The following is a 14,766-nucleotide window of genomic DNA, read 5'->3' as shown; positions in this document are numbered from 1 at the left end:
CCCAATCACGTTCGAACCCTGATCAAGACGGGACGCCTTCGGGCGTTTAGTGTCGGCACACGCATTTTCAGAGTGCCCGAAGATGCGGTCGAGGAATTTGAAAAAGGCGAGTTCACCCAGCCAGCGAAGCCATCTGCTCCGCAGCAAGATGTGGCGGTTGTCACCGTCACTCCGGCGGCCGCGAGATTGCTAAGGCGCACAAGGCGCGGGGTGAAGGATGCACCCTAGTTTCGCGCCCAACCTGTCGTGAAAGACGATGCCCGATTATTTCTCGCCGAAACGACCAATCGTCCGCCTGGCGCTGAGTCTCCCAGAACTGGCGCTTTCAATCGGTGTGAGTGCTGCTTCGGTCGAAAAGATGGTGGCGGAGGGCGCGCTTCCCAGGCCCCGCAGGTGGCATTCGCGCAAACTCTGGCTGGTCGCGGAGGTCGAAGCCCATCTTAACGACCTGCCGGTCGATGGCGAAGAGCCTCAGCGGGGCGCCTCTGCCTTGGACCTTTGGCGCGAGCAGCGCGCGCTGCGCGACGGTCAACCGGGACTGCCAGTTCCGCAGCCAAAAACTGCTTTGGCGAAGTATTACCGGCAGGTCGGGTTCGATCCTCTCACGATGAAAGCTGAGGATCTTGAGCGGCTGAGGGAAGTGGCTGACAAAAAATGGGTCGAGAGTGTTCCGAATACGCCGATGGGTAAGCGCGAAAAAAAGATTCTGGCGCATTTGGCAGGCCATCCCCTCGGCACGGCCGTCAATTCGTTTGATATAAGGCCAGTCTACTTCGACGCCCAACAACAATTGGAAATCCGAGGATTTATAGAGGTGCGGCCAAATCCGAAAGGCGAAACCTACACACCTTATTATGTCCTTACGGAGGCCGGTTTGAAGGCCTGGCGGGTGGCTTCGGGCCAATAGCTCAGTTCAATCGCTCTTGCTCCGCTTCGCATACTGCACCCCAGCGCCGCCATTCTCCGCGAAGAACCCGGCCAGTGTAGTATTGTCATCCGCCTACGTACCGGGCTTGCAGTGGTAGGTCTCCGTGGCGCCGGCCATCGTCAGCTCATTGTAGCCTAAACCTGGGTTCATTTTGTTGCCGTAGTGCTGGTAGCGAATACCATTGCCGGTCATCACAGCGCTCACCTTCGAATATTGATTCATCTGCATTTGAAAGAGATGACCGTCGACAGTGATGGAGGGTTTGCTCTTATCCCAGATTACCTTGAGCTCATGCTTGCCGTGGCATACCCAAACTTCGCCAGCAATAGTTGAGGTACCTATAAGGGACGCCATGGCTGCAAGGACGAAACACCTCAACATTTGGAACCTCCTTTGACACCTGTCTGCAGCAAGTTGGAAACTTCCCGGCGCCGCGAAACTCTCTCCTTCAAGCATCACGCCAAGTTGCTGCCCTCCCCGCCGCCGAAGCGCTGCTCGATTGGGCCGAGGAAACCATAAAGGTCACGGCTTGCAGGGCGCGAAACCGTACCACGATCGAAGGTTATTATAGTATCTATACTGGCAACGGCCGACAACAACCATCTGAAGGGAGAGGAAAAATGGAGCCAGGGCTTATCGATGTAATGAGGTACGGAATAATCGCCCTTGCAGTCGTTGTCGTAGGCGTGACCGTTGTCGCGTCGATAGCCTTTTGGCGAGCAGATAGAGACCAGGCTAAGATTTTTGCTCTACTTATTAAAGAGGCAAATACTCTGCAGCTAATAACGGTCCTAAATGTGATCGTAGCTGTGACGTTGTTGTCAATGCTGGGGAAAATTGATGCAAGCGGTGTCATTTCGATTTTGAGTGGCATCGCTGGATATGTTCTTGGTGGAATTGGAAAGACTTCCTCCCAAAGGGCAAACATTGATGGGGGATAAAATTCCGACAAATGATCATCGCTCTTTCCTAAGCCTCACGCCCGGCCCCTCACCATTTTCTGCGACGAAGATTACGCCGGCATTTTCGAAGGCATTCATTAGGACGGCGAGCGTCGCATTTTGCGGCGAGGATTTGCCACTTTCAAAGTTGCGGATAGTGGCGTTCCCAACGTTGGCGGCTTCGGAAAGCTGCTGTTGGGACCAGTCGAGAAGCGCCCTTGCGGCGCGGCATTGAGCGGGAGTCATCATACCTAGGCTTGTACCATGATTTCTGTCGGATTCCGATAGGGCTAGCGAAAATCGCTTGAACTAAAGGAGGTAATCCTTTATCGCTATGGGTAGCGAAAATCGCTAATCTCATTAGGGATATCCACCATGTCGAAACCCACCATGTCGGCAGCCGCTACCGGCTTGCCTGAAACTTCCCGCCGCCGGCTGATGCTAGGAGGTGCTGCCACAGTCCTCCTTGCCTCTTTCTCCCTGGCCAAAGCTTCGACGGCCGATACCGCTCACCCCGACGAGATCCTGATCGGTCTCAGTAAGCGGTGGGCCGAGATCCGCCGTCGGGCGGACATTTTGCGGGAGGAGGCCGACAACGCTCATGAGGGCTGGCTCGAGGTCTTCAACGACCATCGCGGCCTTGAGGTAAGGCGCGAGGATGCAACTCGCTTTCCGCTGGCGAGGGTTGCTGAAGCACGAAGGCGTGGCCACTGGAACCCCTATTGGGTGAAGGACCTGCCCGGATACGAGCAGGGCGAGTTTGAATGGGGCACTCAGAAATATCGCGATCAGCGCGGTCAACGCCGGGATGAACTGATCGCCGCCGCTGCCGCGTGGAAGGCTCGTGTCAGAGATTACGAGGACGCGAATGGCTACACCGCGCGGAACGCGGCGATCGACGCCCTCGAAGAGAAAGTCGAGGACCTGGAGGCCAGCATCTTCGCGATCGAGCCGCACACTTTGGACGGCGTGGCATGGCAGGCCGCCATCATTTGGTACGAACTGCCCGACCCAAATGAGGCCGAAAGCACGCCGATGGAGAGGCATATCTTTCAGCTGGTGCGCTCCCTTGCCTCTCGCGTGTCCCCAGACAATTCAGTGGAGGTGTGAGTCATGACGCAGAGAGGAAATCGTCCCGCTACCGTCGTCGATCCGTTGGTCACTGCCGCAGAAGCCTACTTTGCTGGCCTCAACGTCTATGGGAATGCCGACCTGACAGACATTTCTTCTGACGAGGAGGAGCAAGCTCTGTGCGAGCGGCTCTACGGCGCCGCGCAGCGCCAGCTTGAGGCGCCCGGCAGGGTAATGACCATTGCCGGCGCTCACGCTCTGGTGCGGTTCCTCCAGCACGACAACGAGGACTGGGGGCAGGCGGTCTGGAAGCCGCTGCTTGCGGCCCTGGAAGAGTTTCTGAGGGAACAAGCCACACTTGCGGCATCGGAGGGGACAGGAAATGACCGATAGCACTTTTAGACTCGCAAAAGTCGCGGACACCACCTACGCCGACATGCAACGCGCTCTTGCTCGCGCTAGCCGCGCCACGCCTTTCGGCGCGGCCGCATTTCTCGCCATGCATCGCGCGGTAAACGAGATTGTCACTGTCGACGGCGAGGACGGGATCCAAATCTACATAGGCGACTCGACCGGCACCCCCGACCTCACCGAGATGTGGGCGGCGAGCGATTGGAGGAGGCGTACGCCGGATTGGATCAAGCAGGTTCGGGCGCTGCTCGAGGAGGAGAAAGCTCCCAGGGGCTAGAACATGTCGGGCAGCGCTCGACGCCGTTCCCATCAGCTTAGCGCCGTCTCCGGTTGGTGGCGGCGTCTTGCATTGGGAGGTCGCTGGGGCCTACCGTGTGGCCTCATGCCGATCGCTAACTCTGTTCACTTCCCGCCCGTCGATCTCGAGCCATTTTTGTAGTTGAACTTTGTTGCAAGCAGGCTTCAATGAGTGAGTTGGGCTGGCTATGGGCAGAATAGTGTGGGGGAAGACATGAAAGTCTTGGTTTTGACGGCAGTTGCTTGCTTGGGCCTTTCAGCATGCTCAACCACGAATAGCTCCGTTACAAATTACAATGCCGACCAAGCCGCGATGGCTCGCAATAGCGGTGTTGCCTCGGGATACACGGACGCCTCAAATCGATACGGCAAGGAAGTCGCCACTGGAATGGCGTGGTCGAATCCCGGGCGGTAACGCCGTCGGCGAACTACGGCAATCCTGGCGCCGGCAATCGGGTTAAGGGCAGACGGGGCGCCTTCTGGTTGGTTGGAAATGTTGGTATGGTCTGCTCGGGGAACCCCAGCGAGCGGAGTGACGATTGTCTTGGTCGAAGGTCTTACGGTGGATCGCTACTGCAGCGCTGACGTTTGCCGCGCTATATGTGGTGCAAAGGTTCGGTGGTACCCCTTGGGACCGGGCACACCCGCTGGAGGGCGCGCTTTACATGGCTGCTGGCGCTGGAACCGGAGCCGTCCTGGCGTTCGCACTTCGATGGTTGCTGCGGCTCCCGTTTTTTCGTTGATTGCCGATCCTGGTGAGATTGAACCGACGTAAGGGGTATTTGTCCCCTCCGGGGCGGCATGAATTCGCTCGTTTCCCAGCTATATGGGATGATTTACACTCTAACCGGTGATGCAGCTAAAGCATTTGAACAATGACGAGTTCTGTTATTGACCAATGCAAGGGCAATGACATTTCCCGAATTGGACCCAGCAATGTCAGATCTTGCTGCCGCCGAACTTGAAAGTGCCGTCGAACGCCTCATGAGAATGCAAAAAGACATTCTGAGTAAGGGTTGAAAACTAAAAAGCCCGGCAGCTATCGCCCCGGGCATGCGTCGTCACCTTGGGATAACGGAAGTATCGGCTTCCGTTATCGAAATTGGCTCACTTGCCATTCTCAGAGACCTGGTTCCTCCTCGCTTGTCAGCCAATCGCCATGGTTAGCCGGCAGGTGCAACCTTCCGCTCGCCGACGCGTTCGATATCCTGCAGCGGATTGACCTTCTCGCTGCGACCTCTGGTCCAACTTAACCCCGGCTCGCTCCCCCGCAGAGCCGGGTTTTCTCGGCGGCCTGCCCTTTCAGCGAGGTTGAGGGCATCATCTCGTCAGTCATCGGCGGCGGCAACAATGGCGCGGCCTTCATCAGTGATGACGAAGGCCCTTGGCTTGGTTTCGCTCATCGTGGTGATAAGGCCTCGCTCCCTGAGCGGCGCGAGCACATGGTTACGAACGAATGCATATTTGACCAGATCTCGGTTGTACCCGCAAATCCTTGCAAGCGACTTGGCAGTCCATCCACCATTGTCGTCCAGGCATCTAAGAAGGGTCAGCTCCAGCTTGGTGACCATCGTTCAAACGCTCATTCGTCTTAGGTCATGCCCCTGTTCCCCAAGCCATCCCTGTTATCTCGCGCGAATGTTGCGCGATTATTAGGCGATGCTCGTGCATGATCTGGTCGAACTTGCTGACACGAGCGGTCGTTGAGCTCGGTCGGGTTGAGCAGCCTACCTAGGGCAAGTACCGCGAGGGCTGGAAAGCCAGCCAGAATCCGGAAGGCGGGCACGACGGGTGCGAATTGGGCTATCGGCAATATAACGGCGCACCCCTACTAGGGGCTGATCAAGTCTTTCCGAATCCATGCTTGCACAATTTTGCCAACATTGTTGCTTGTTTATCACAGCCAAAGCGGTGCCCGTTGTCGTATAGCGAAACATCCGATTGGCTCAATTCTGAAAGACCTCGCCATGCGTCTCGGCGCTCTAGCACTACTCGGTTCTTTGGTTGGTGCCATGAGCGCCTCGGCAGCAGACCTCGCGCCGGTAGCGCCCGAGCCAGTCGCTCCAGTTGTCGCTCCGGTCACCTGGACCGGCTTCTACATCGGCGCGGGAATTGGCGGCCGTACCAACAATACTGATTGGACGACGACTACCGCTTTTTTCCCTGCGTTCCTCGGAACTCGAATTCCTATGCCCTTTAGGAGTGCGCCGAACGCTAGCGTGGATTCGACGGATTTCCGCGGTTCAATCTATGGCGGCTACAATTGGCAGTTTGCTCCAACCTGGGTCGCGGGCCTTGAAGGAGACATCGGCTATGCAAAAAATAGCGGCAGGATCTCCCGAATCCCTGGTCTTACTGCAATCGGCGCTAGCTTCGCGGAATCGGAGCTTACAACGGATGGCAGCGTACGTGCTCGCGTGGGTTATCTCGTAACCCCTTCTATTCTGCTTTATGCAACGGGTGGTGTGGCATTCCAGCAAATCAAGAATTCGACGACCTGTCCTGCCGATACGTTCGTTTGTAATCCGGCTGTCGGCACTCAATCGTTTCATTCCTCCGACACTTTGGTTGGATACACGATCGGAGCCGGCGCCGAGGCAATGATCTATGATCATTGGCTGGTTAGAGCTGAATATCGGTTCTCCGACTTCGGCTCCAACAGCTTCACTGCTATTCCGCCGACGATTTCAACGTTCGGCGCTGATGCGAAGACCAAGGTGCAGACACATAATTTTGGTGTCGGTATAGCCTACAAATTCTGAGAGCCAAGGAGCGTTGAACGCCGGGCACACTGGCAGGTTGAAATAGTCCCAGCTGTAGGCCGCCATCAGGTCCTGTCCTCGCAAGCCCCATAATACTGAGAAACCATCCCGCCGATGATCGGATCGAAGATATGCCGCGAGTACGCGGCAGGATGGCTTGATCCCTGGTTTACGAGCATCACTGTAAGCAGGTTGATGTTCCGGGTAGGCGTGACCTCCATGATGTTCAATCCCGTCTCGGATTGAAACGCATAGGCTGGAGCAGCGTCGGCGTTGTTGATGACTTGAGCGCTCTTTTTCTCCAGATCGATCGCGGCAATCGTGAGCGACATCGTGTCATTGATGTCCTTGCGTTCGATCGTGCCGTCGGGTTTCAGGACGGCGGCTACGGCACCGTGAAGAGAGCACACCAATGCAGCCGGTACCTCGGCATGCGATGGGGTCGTCAACGCCAGAATGGCGAGAGCAGTAGCGGCCATCCGCTTCATTGATTTCCCCCAAACGACCGCTGTTCCATCGCACCGCGTTAGTAGTCGGTTGATGCCCTCAAAGGGAACGCCTTCCTAAATTGATCGCCATAGCCAAAATAATCGAAGTAGCGCTGCACCTGGACCCAGGTCAGGCGCACCAATTCCTGTTCGATCAGAGAAGGACGATTGAGGACTTCAATGCGATAGTGATCGAGTTTGCGAAGACCGTCATCGATCCTCTCCATTCGCCTAATCTGATAGCGCGGAAATGTTCCGAAGCCATTTGGCTCGAATATATCCATCCGCCCCGAAAAAACTCTGGGCTTGGCCATCAACCTCCCTCGCGCCATCACGTAGCAGCGTAAGCTTCAGCATGCTCCGCATGGTGCGCATTTGCAATTTTCGAAGTACATCAGCGTTCACTAGTATTCATGGCAATTAGCCGGCAATTTTGAGCAATTACAGCAGCTTAAGCTTCGAATTCGCTGAGCAAACGGCCTCGATAATGTACTATCCAATCGAATTATAGGCTCGTATTGCGGTGATTGGATTTATGCATCATGGCAGCCATCGCCGACGATGGGTTCGATCGGCTGTTCGATAGTGTCGCTCAGTGGGCACTTATGCGGATGATGTGTAAGATGTATTGGATCGGCGCAGCGTAAGTGTCGCGGGCCGCGTCTGGATCGCATAACCTCAACTGCAGCCACACCGGCAAAATATATTCTAAGAAATACAATCATGAACGTCAGTGTACATATCCAAAAATAGGCTCCATGGACTGTCTGTGTTATATTGAAACACAGTTTCTGGAGTTTAAATACGATGAGTACGCGTCTATCGCATGCGCTGAATGTCCGTGTGCCTATCGCTGTTATTTCCGCTCTTAAGGAAACAGCGCTCCAACAGCATCTGACGGTCTCTGCTTATCTGCGCCAACTGGTCATGCGCCATCTCGAACGCTCTGACGGTACGGCCCCACGCGCAAGCAACGCCGCTTCGCTGCCAGGCGAGGGAGGGCTCTGAGATGGCCGGCAAGCAAGAGTACCCCGAGTTCGTCCTCCCCAGCGAACAGCCCCGGGCCGCTGCACCTCCGGACGACTCTCCGGATTTCACGCTGCCGTCAGAGGCGCCAAATGTTCCAGACTTCAGTGTCTATGCCAACCAGGGAGCGGGCGCCTCTCCAATCAGCACGACGGCAGTCAACCCGAATGCAGCCCTTCGCAATACCGGTGACGAGAGCTATCTTTCCGGCGCAGTGAAGGGCGGCGCTACGGGCATCGCACAAGGTCTTCAGGACGTACCGGCCGCCTATAATGCAGCGGGAGATTTTGGAGATTGGGTAGGTGCCCATATTGAAAGCTATCTGCGCGGCGTTCCGCTTGAGCAGGCACAAAAGGACAGAGAGGCACGGGGACAGGCAGTAAAGAATTTTGTGGCTCCGGTTCTCGATCCAATCAATGCCGCCGTTGCTCCGCTGGCCAGTGGGGCTGCGTCCATCGAAAAGAATGTGGCTGAAAACGCTCAGTATAAACCCACCTCCGAAGCGGGTAAAATTGCGCAGAGCGGCGTTCGTGGAGCTACGAGTTCCCTGTTTATGGGTGGTCCGGAAACGGTGGGCATGGGCCTTGTGGGAGGCGCCGCGCAACAGAGCGCTACCGACGCCACGAACAATCCGTATATCGGCACGGCGGCTGGCATCCTGGCCCCCATTCTGACGCATACTGTCGCACCTTCTGTGGCCGGCGTGGCCAAATCCTATGTCGGCCCGATGACCGAAGCGGGACGTACGGCCAAAGCCGCTGAGATGGTGGGGAACGCTGCGACCAACCCACAGGCGGCACTGACCGCTGCTCAGACGGCTCCGAAAGAGATCATTCCCGGCTCGACGCCCAATCTGGCAGAGCAGACGGGCGATATTGGTCTAGCCCAAGCCACGAAGGCTGCTGGAATTGCCAATCCTGAGTTCGCCGCGCGCCAGATGGCTAATGCGGGCGATCAGAATGCCGCTCGCGCTCGTGCAATCGATCAGATGGCACCGGGCGCTGGCGATGTCATGAGCCCGACTGCCACGCTGAACAAGCAGCTGAGCGATATCGACGCGGCCCACGAAAGCACGATCAATAATCTCGCTCAGCGTGCCGATACCCTTAATTCCGGCGTTATGGGCAACTTTGATCCCGAGTTGGTCGGTTCCACTCTGAGGAACGTGACCCAAGAGGCAAGCGATGCGGCATCTAAGGCTAGGTCGCGTCTTTATGACCTCGTGGACCCGGACAACAAGCTTGCTGTGGTGACCGCACAGGCGGCGGATGCCGCAAAGCAACTTCGCGACAGTATCGACCCCGCCGTATCCGTTCCGAGCCCGAATGCGACACCGGTCATCAACATGGTGGCGAACCTGGCGGCCGTGACGCCGTTCAACAAGCTTACGGCACTGGACAGCACGATCACGGCTGCCATGGCTCAGGCCAAGCGCTCCGGTGATTACATCGGCCATAATCAATTGAAGGATTTGAAGTCGGCGGTGATGGGAAGTATTAATGATGCCGTTGACAACCAGAATGCTTGGGAACAGGCCGCGATTGCGCGCGGAGAATTGAACCCGGCAGATTCTATTCGAGCACGTTTCGAGAATGATAAAGAGGTCGCCGGTTTCGGGAATCCCGGGCGAGACAGCACCGCAAATGATAGCGCGGTCGCTGTCGGTGCATCCGGCATGGGAGCGCCCCCTAGTGTTGGAAGCGGTCTGGAACCGAGCCAAGGCGCGGGGGGACTTCGAGCTTCTGCAGGCGATCAAGGAATACAAAGCCGTCTTGGCCCGGGGGGAGACAATAACCCCGGCGCCGCTACCGCCGCCCCCGGCGTACAAGGGAGCGGAACCCCTAACGCCAGCCCAACTACGGGAAGCGTGGGACGAGGACCCGGAGCCGCCTCTGCGGGGGTACTAGGGGCAGAAAAGCCTCAACTGGCACCGAATTTCGACGAAGACGCCGCTGCGCGTCTCGCGACCGCCAAGCAAGCACACGCCCAGTATGACCAGACCTATCGTCAGGGTCCAGTCAAGAGCATGCTCTCGACTAATGGCTTTGCCGGTCAGTATCGGAACGCTGCTTCTACCATTCCCGCCAAGGCGTTCCCCGCCGGCAACACCGGCTATTCGACCACGAGCGCCTTCCTGAAGGCCGCCAACAATTCACCAGAAGCCGTTTCCGCCATACAGGACATGGCTATGGCTCGCCTTCGTGCCGGCATGAAGGGTGACGCCCTCGATCCCAAAGCGCTTGCCGCATGGAAGCAGAACTATGGGCAGGCCCTGAAAGCGGTGGACGAAGCCTCTCCAGGGTTTTCCTCGAAGTTCGATAATGCCGCCACGGCTACGCAAGCACTCAACGATGCACGCATTGCCAAGGTGCAGGATCTGAAGCTTGCTCAGGAGGGCGCTGCCGGCAAGCTTATGGGCGCGACTACGCCTGGAGAGGTGCGCCAACGTGTCTCCGATATGATCCGTGCCAAGGATGGCCCGACACAGATCAAAAGCCTTCTCAGCCGCATGCAGAATGACCCCGGGGCTGTGCAGGGTCTTCAGCGCGCCGCTGCTGAGAGCCTACTGGAAAGCGTAAGAAATGCGGGCATGACCGACGGTGAGCGCATCATCTCGGGCGATAAACTCGGGAAGCTTCTCGCCAATCATGGCGATGCAGTGGAAGCGCTTTTCGGACAGGACGGTCTGGCTAATATGAAGGCCATCGCCGCCGATGTGAAGCGCTCACAAATCGCCATGGACAATACGAGAGCACGGTCTGGCGCTGATACCGGCGCGAATGTTTTCAAGAAGATGCAGGAGATCGCGGCCAAGTCTGGTCACCTCTCCATCGGTGGGGCAATGACGATTGCCGGCGTAGAAGCCCTTCATAGTGGCGATGTGATGGGCGCTACTGGTATTGCCGCCCTCGCTGGCCTCCGCGCTGGTCTAGGCAGGCTGAGAGCCAACGGCATCAATAAGGTCAATGACCTCTATTTGCAGGCTCTGGAAAACCCCGAAGTCGGCAAAGCCATGCTCCAGACCTATATCGACAAGCAAGGTCAAGCCAGACCATCCGCACTTATCCGCCTCGGTCAGACAATCGAGCAATCGGCAAAGATGCTCGCCACGCCGCAGCAGCCCACGAACGAGCCGCGCGAAGCGCGCGCTCATGGGGGCGCTGTGAAGAAGTCGCACGAGTTCCTCGTAAACCGGCTGATCAAGCTCGTCGACATGGCCAAGCGCGACGCCAACAGGGCGACTGAGCCGCTGCTAAATGCCCCTGATCCCGTCGTGGTGAAGGCGCTCCAGATCGCCAAACAAGGCATCTGACCGAACAAAGCACATCAGAAATCTGACGTTTTCACCCAACACCAGCCCAGCAGGCAATCTTTAGGAATCCCCCCAAATGGTTTCGTCCTTCACGACCAACAAGCGTATCGAACAACCCGCCAACGGCGATTATCCTGGCAACTGGAATGTTCCCATCAACAATGATTGGGCAATTCTCGACGCCGCCTTGGGTGGCCAGACCAACCTCAATGCTACTGGCGCATCAGGGACAGTCGTCCTGTCGTCAACCCAGTATCAGCCCTTGATCATCAATATATCCGGTGTTCTCACCGCAGATGTGAACTACCAGATCCCAAGCCCGGTTGGTGGCCAGTGGAACGTGAACAATTCCACCACGGGTGCCTTCGCGGTCACAATTTCTTCGGGTGGCGGGGGATTATCGACCGTGGTGGGCCAGGGTTTCATCACGCAGGTCTATTCCGACGGCACGAACATTCAGCCCACCAATACCTCGGCCGCCATACCCAATAATTCCGTGACCAATTCCAAGCTCTCCCAAATGCCGGGCTTGACGATCAAGAGCAACATCACAGGGGGCACCGCAAACGCCAACGACAATACCCTGAGCGCGATCCTCGATACGATTACGACGACGCAGGGGGCTATTCTTTACCGTGACGTATCGACGTGGGCGTCCCTCGCACCGGGTATTGTCGGGCAAATGCTTCAAACTGGCGGCTCAGGAGCTAATCCAAGCTGGGCAGCAGGCGACGTCCCCGTTCGACAGACTGTGCTCTCTGGTCCTGCCACAAATGGCCTACCAACTTTCCTGCCAGCTACTAGCGTCACACTCACTCTGACGACCCAAAACGTCGGGACGGGCGCGAATTCGCTTGTGGTAACGGCCGCCAACGGCTTCGGCGCTGGCGGCGATGTCGACGTCATCGGTATTGCTACGGCGAACCTGAGTTGGTCCCTGGCGCCCAGCGCTACGAATTTCCTGATGACAACAGTGTCGGCTGGCGCCTTGACCGCTTCGATCTCGACGCTGCCGATCATCTATCAGTACGGTGGCGCACTTTCGACGACCAACGGGCAGTACACCTTCGACATTGTCGGAAAGCAGATGTATCTCGGCAATGGCTCTGTGGCCAATCCAATCAGTACTGTATGCGTCGGCGAAGCCGTCACAAGTGGCAGCGGTGTTACGTCCACCATAGCCTATGCCTATGAAGGCTACTATGACAGTGGATATATAACGCCATTGCCGACGACGACGGCAACGGTGGTATCCAAGAATAGCAATCTTGGGGTAGATGGCGCGTTGGTTCAATTGACAGCAAAGAACCTCACAGCGGATCTAAACTATTCGGTTGGTGATATTAACTCTTCACCCATGATGCAGCCAACATCAGGATTGGTTGTCCCCATGCCAGTTTCGTCAACTAGAAACACGGTTTGGTTCACAACGGGCGGTTTTGCTGCTTGGGTGATTATCAATAAGAATACCGGCGTGAATGCTGGTCCGGCCGTTGCCAGTTGGGGATATCGCCTCACCGCGAAGAGGCCCTGGTAGCAGCCAATAGGCGCCGTCATCACCGATAACCAGGAGCTGAACAAGCTGGGAGCACGGTTGCTGAGATCATCAAGGTGATCGGCTCGTCTCCCAGTACGGCTCCCGTCGCCTCGGGCGCCCCCCCCCCCTCTTGGCCCCGATGCAATAGATCGCGGCCAAGCGCGGCGCCTGCGCTGGGCTGGTGGGCAATATGGCCCACAACTAGGAGGCCAATAGGCCGGAGCTACCGGCAGGCCCCTGCGCCTTCGGAGCCAGATTCTAAAGTGGTGCGGGTGCCGCACCAATCGGAATCTTTCCGATGAGGCTGCCAGGCGGCATGAACGCCTCTCCTGGCTCCATGGTGTAGGTTCGCAGTGACACGATGATCGAATGAACCGCCGACAACGCCCTGATGATAGCTGCGGTAAACACGGGAATACTGCGATTTGAGAGGTGTCCACTAAGATTGGTCGCTCGCGCTAATGACATCGAACGTAGGCGCTCACCGCCTTCGCCTGATCTGCAATATCCGCGGGCGGTGTGGCCGTGGCGCCGAGCGTCCCGGTCTTATATTGCACGCCGTTACTCTCGAGGAAATTCTCCGCGACCGACGCTTTGATCGCAAAGTTCACGTTCTGCGGAATGTCGCCATTGGCCACCATCGCCTTCAGGGCATTGAGCTTAGCGGAGACCACGCCAACGAGGTTGCCGCTGGCATCCAGTAGCGGGCCGCCCGAGTTGCCCGGTTGCACCGGGGTGGAAACCTGGAAATAGCGGCTATCGTCGCCCAGGCCGGTCAATGCCGTGATATTGCCCAGTGTGAAGTTTCCGGAGCTCGACAGGATATCGGACAATGGATACCCGAACGCCTCGACACCCTCGCCCAGCCGGACGCCTGTTCGAAACTGCGCGACCCGCGGTGGGGTAATATCGGCTTTCAACAGTGCAAGGTCATTGGTCCTGTCGCGAGCGATTACACGAACCGGTAGCGGCCCGTTCGGGCCGGCGATTGTGATCGATGTGCATTTTTCTATGACATGCGCGTTGGTCAGCAACTGGCCGGTAGCTTCGACAAAGAAGGCCGTGCCGGAAAACTCGGGAGGCGGACTATCGGGCGCTGTTGCCGGGGGGGCTGCTGCGTGGTCCTCGGGGGGCGAGGAGGGCGGAGGCGACGTTGGTGCGGGCACCGTTGGCGGCGAAGGTAGAGAAGTGGTTTGAAGCTGCGGCGGATAAACGTTGGGCAAAGGAATGAAAGGCGCCCTGGGCGTCAGTTGCGACCACATCGATGCAGAAATGAGATTCTCCAGCCGATCGCCGTGTAGTTCGGTATCGGTGTTGTCGAACATAAACATGAACCCAAGGGTACCAGTCCCATATCGATGAAACCGAATGTAGGAAGACTTAGGACCATTCTCAGCGGTGATTGCAAAGAAGTCCGGCCGCGCCACGCTGTAGCCGATTTGATCACCGCCGCTTTTAAGCACGTTCATCCAAGCCGAAAATGATGCTTCGAGGGACGTAGACGGAAAATACCCATAGTCCAGGACAACGCGACCGCGGGGATCCTCGAACCGCAATCCATCGGCATTGCGCGACACTGTCAGGCCTAGCCCCATGGGCACCCAAAGGTGAGCTCCGACGTCGGGGTGTGGTATCGATCGGAAACCCCATTGGGCGAATAGCGGGTTGGTTATGGCATCCAGGCGCGCTTGTTGCTCCGGCGTAATGATACCTGTACCTGGAAATCCGTTGGCAGATTGGAATTGCGAAATTTGGTTGAATAAGCGCACGCTGAACAAGGTGTTCGGGACATTTGCTGTGAAGCCGGCCGCGTCGAGAGCAGTCTGGAGCCTGACGCGCTGCTCTATATTCTGCGATGCGAAAGCTTGGGCCGCTTCCGCGTAGCCGGGCGGCCTACCATCCGCGAGTGCTGCGCCTGCGGTCAGACAAAGAATCACCCAAGCGACTAGCGCGCGCCGCATTTACTGCCCCCAAAAGTAGCTTTCGTATCGG

The 14,766-nt window shown here is 57.3% G+C and carries 14 protein-coding genes; 8 read left to right on the top strand and 6 right to left on the bottom strand.

Annotated elements, in window-relative coordinates; all coding sequences use genetic code 11:
- The first annotated feature begins 256 nt into the window (after positions 1 to 256).
- Positions 257 to 907, top strand: a complete 651-nt coding sequence (locus QQL24_RS08865) for a helix-turn-helix transcriptional regulator (RefSeq protein ID WP_284311616.1) — start codon at positions 257 to 259, stop codon at positions 905 to 907.
- A gap of 93 nt (positions 908 to 1,000) precedes the next feature.
- On the opposite strand, the gene QQL24_RS08860 is transcribed toward QQL24_RS08865, so the two are convergent.
- Positions 1,001 to 1,309 carry a hypothetical protein gene (locus tag QQL24_RS08860; protein WP_284311615.1) on the bottom strand — a complete coding sequence of 103 codons (309 nt, stop codon included), beginning with the start codon at positions 1,307 to 1,309 and terminating at the stop codon, positions 1,001 to 1,003.
- A gap of 239 nt (positions 1,310 to 1,548) precedes the next feature.
- Here QQL24_RS08860 and QQL24_RS08855 point away from each other — a divergent pair, with 239 nt between their 5' ends.
- A complete protein-coding gene (locus QQL24_RS08855) occupies positions 1,549 to 1,869 on the top strand; it encodes a hypothetical protein (RefSeq protein WP_284311614.1) in 321 nt (106 codons plus the stop codon).
- 15 nt (positions 1,870 to 1,884) lie between these two features.
- Here QQL24_RS08855 and QQL24_RS08850 read toward each other — a convergent pair whose 3' ends face one another.
- Positions 1,885 to 2,118 (bottom strand): helix-turn-helix domain-containing protein, encoded by a 234-nt coding sequence (locus QQL24_RS08850; RefSeq protein WP_284311613.1) that lies wholly within the window; start codon positions 2,116 to 2,118, stop codon positions 1,885 to 1,887.
- A gap of 126 nt (positions 2,119 to 2,244) precedes the next feature.
- Here QQL24_RS08850 and QQL24_RS08845 point away from each other — a divergent pair, with 126 nt between their 5' ends.
- From QQL24_RS08845 to QQL24_RS08835, 3 genes are read left to right on the top strand one after another with little or no spacing between them, the layout of a single operon-like run.
- On the top strand, positions 2,245 to 2,979 hold the full coding sequence (locus QQL24_RS08845) for a hypothetical protein (protein ID WP_284311612.1): 735 nt from the start codon (positions 2,245 to 2,247) through the stop codon (positions 2,977 to 2,979).
- A gap of 3 nt (positions 2,980 to 2,982) precedes the next feature.
- Positions 2,983 to 3,333, top strand: a complete 351-nt coding sequence (locus tag QQL24_RS08840; RefSeq protein ID WP_284311611.1) for a hypothetical protein — start codon at positions 2,983 to 2,985, stop codon at positions 3,331 to 3,333.
- Positions 3,323 to 3,628 carry a hypothetical protein gene (locus QQL24_RS08835; RefSeq protein ID WP_284311610.1) on the top strand — a complete coding sequence of 102 codons (306 nt, stop codon included), beginning with the start codon at positions 3,323 to 3,325 and terminating at the stop codon, positions 3,626 to 3,628. Before QQL24_RS08840 ends, QQL24_RS08835 begins: the two co-directional genes overlap by 11 nt.
- Before the next feature lie 1,348 nt (positions 3,629 to 4,976).
- On the opposite strand, the gene QQL24_RS08830 is transcribed toward QQL24_RS08835, so the two are convergent.
- Complete coding sequence (locus QQL24_RS08830) at positions 4,977 to 5,219, bottom strand: DUF6293 family protein (RefSeq protein WP_284311609.1); 243 nt, start codon at positions 5,217 to 5,219, stop codon at positions 4,977 to 4,979.
- A gap of 396 nt (positions 5,220 to 5,615) precedes the next feature.
- Between QQL24_RS08830 and QQL24_RS08825 the strand changes: the two genes are divergently transcribed.
- Positions 5,616 to 6,410, top strand: a complete 795-nt coding sequence (locus tag QQL24_RS08825) for an outer membrane protein (protein ID WP_284311608.1) — start codon at positions 5,616 to 5,618, stop codon at positions 6,408 to 6,410.
- A 65-nt stretch (positions 6,411 to 6,475) separates the two neighbouring features.
- On the opposite strand, the gene QQL24_RS08820 is transcribed toward QQL24_RS08825, so the two are convergent.
- Both QQL24_RS08820 and QQL24_RS08815 read right to left on the bottom strand, forming a co-directional pair.
- Complete coding sequence (locus QQL24_RS08820; protein WP_284311607.1) at positions 6,476 to 6,898, bottom strand: hypothetical protein; 423 nt, start codon at positions 6,896 to 6,898, stop codon at positions 6,476 to 6,478.
- A 38-nt stretch (positions 6,899 to 6,936) separates the two neighbouring features.
- A complete protein-coding gene (locus tag QQL24_RS08815; RefSeq protein ID WP_284311606.1) occupies positions 6,937 to 7,212 on the bottom strand; it encodes a hypothetical protein in 276 nt (91 codons plus the stop codon).
- A 695-nt stretch (positions 7,213 to 7,907) separates the two neighbouring features.
- Here QQL24_RS08815 and QQL24_RS08810 point away from each other — a divergent pair.
- Both QQL24_RS08810 and QQL24_RS08805 read left to right on the top strand, forming a co-directional pair.
- Entirely contained in the window at positions 7,908 to 11,237 is a 3,330-nt protein-coding gene (locus QQL24_RS08810; protein WP_284311605.1) for a hypothetical protein, read from the top strand.
- 76 nt (positions 11,238 to 11,313) lie between these two features.
- Positions 11,314 to 12,774 carry a hypothetical protein gene (locus QQL24_RS08805; RefSeq protein WP_284311604.1) on the top strand — a complete coding sequence of 487 codons (1,461 nt, stop codon included), beginning with the start codon at positions 11,314 to 11,316 and terminating at the stop codon, positions 12,772 to 12,774.
- Positions 12,775 to 13,232: 458 nt separating this feature from the next.
- On the opposite strand, the gene QQL24_RS08800 is transcribed toward QQL24_RS08805, so the two are convergent.
- A complete protein-coding gene (locus tag QQL24_RS08800; RefSeq protein ID WP_284311603.1) occupies positions 13,233 to 14,735 on the bottom strand; it encodes a serine protease in 1,503 nt (500 codons plus the stop codon).
- Positions 14,736 to 14,766: the final 31 nt, after the last annotated feature.

The sequence above is a fragment of the Labrys miyagiensis genome (assembly GCF_030160835.1).
GTDB lineage: Bacteria > Pseudomonadota > Alphaproteobacteria > Rhizobiales > Labraceae > Labrys > Labrys miyagiensis.
Note: the sequence above shows the minus strand (reverse complement) of the source record. Positions and strands in the feature narration are given on the sequence as shown.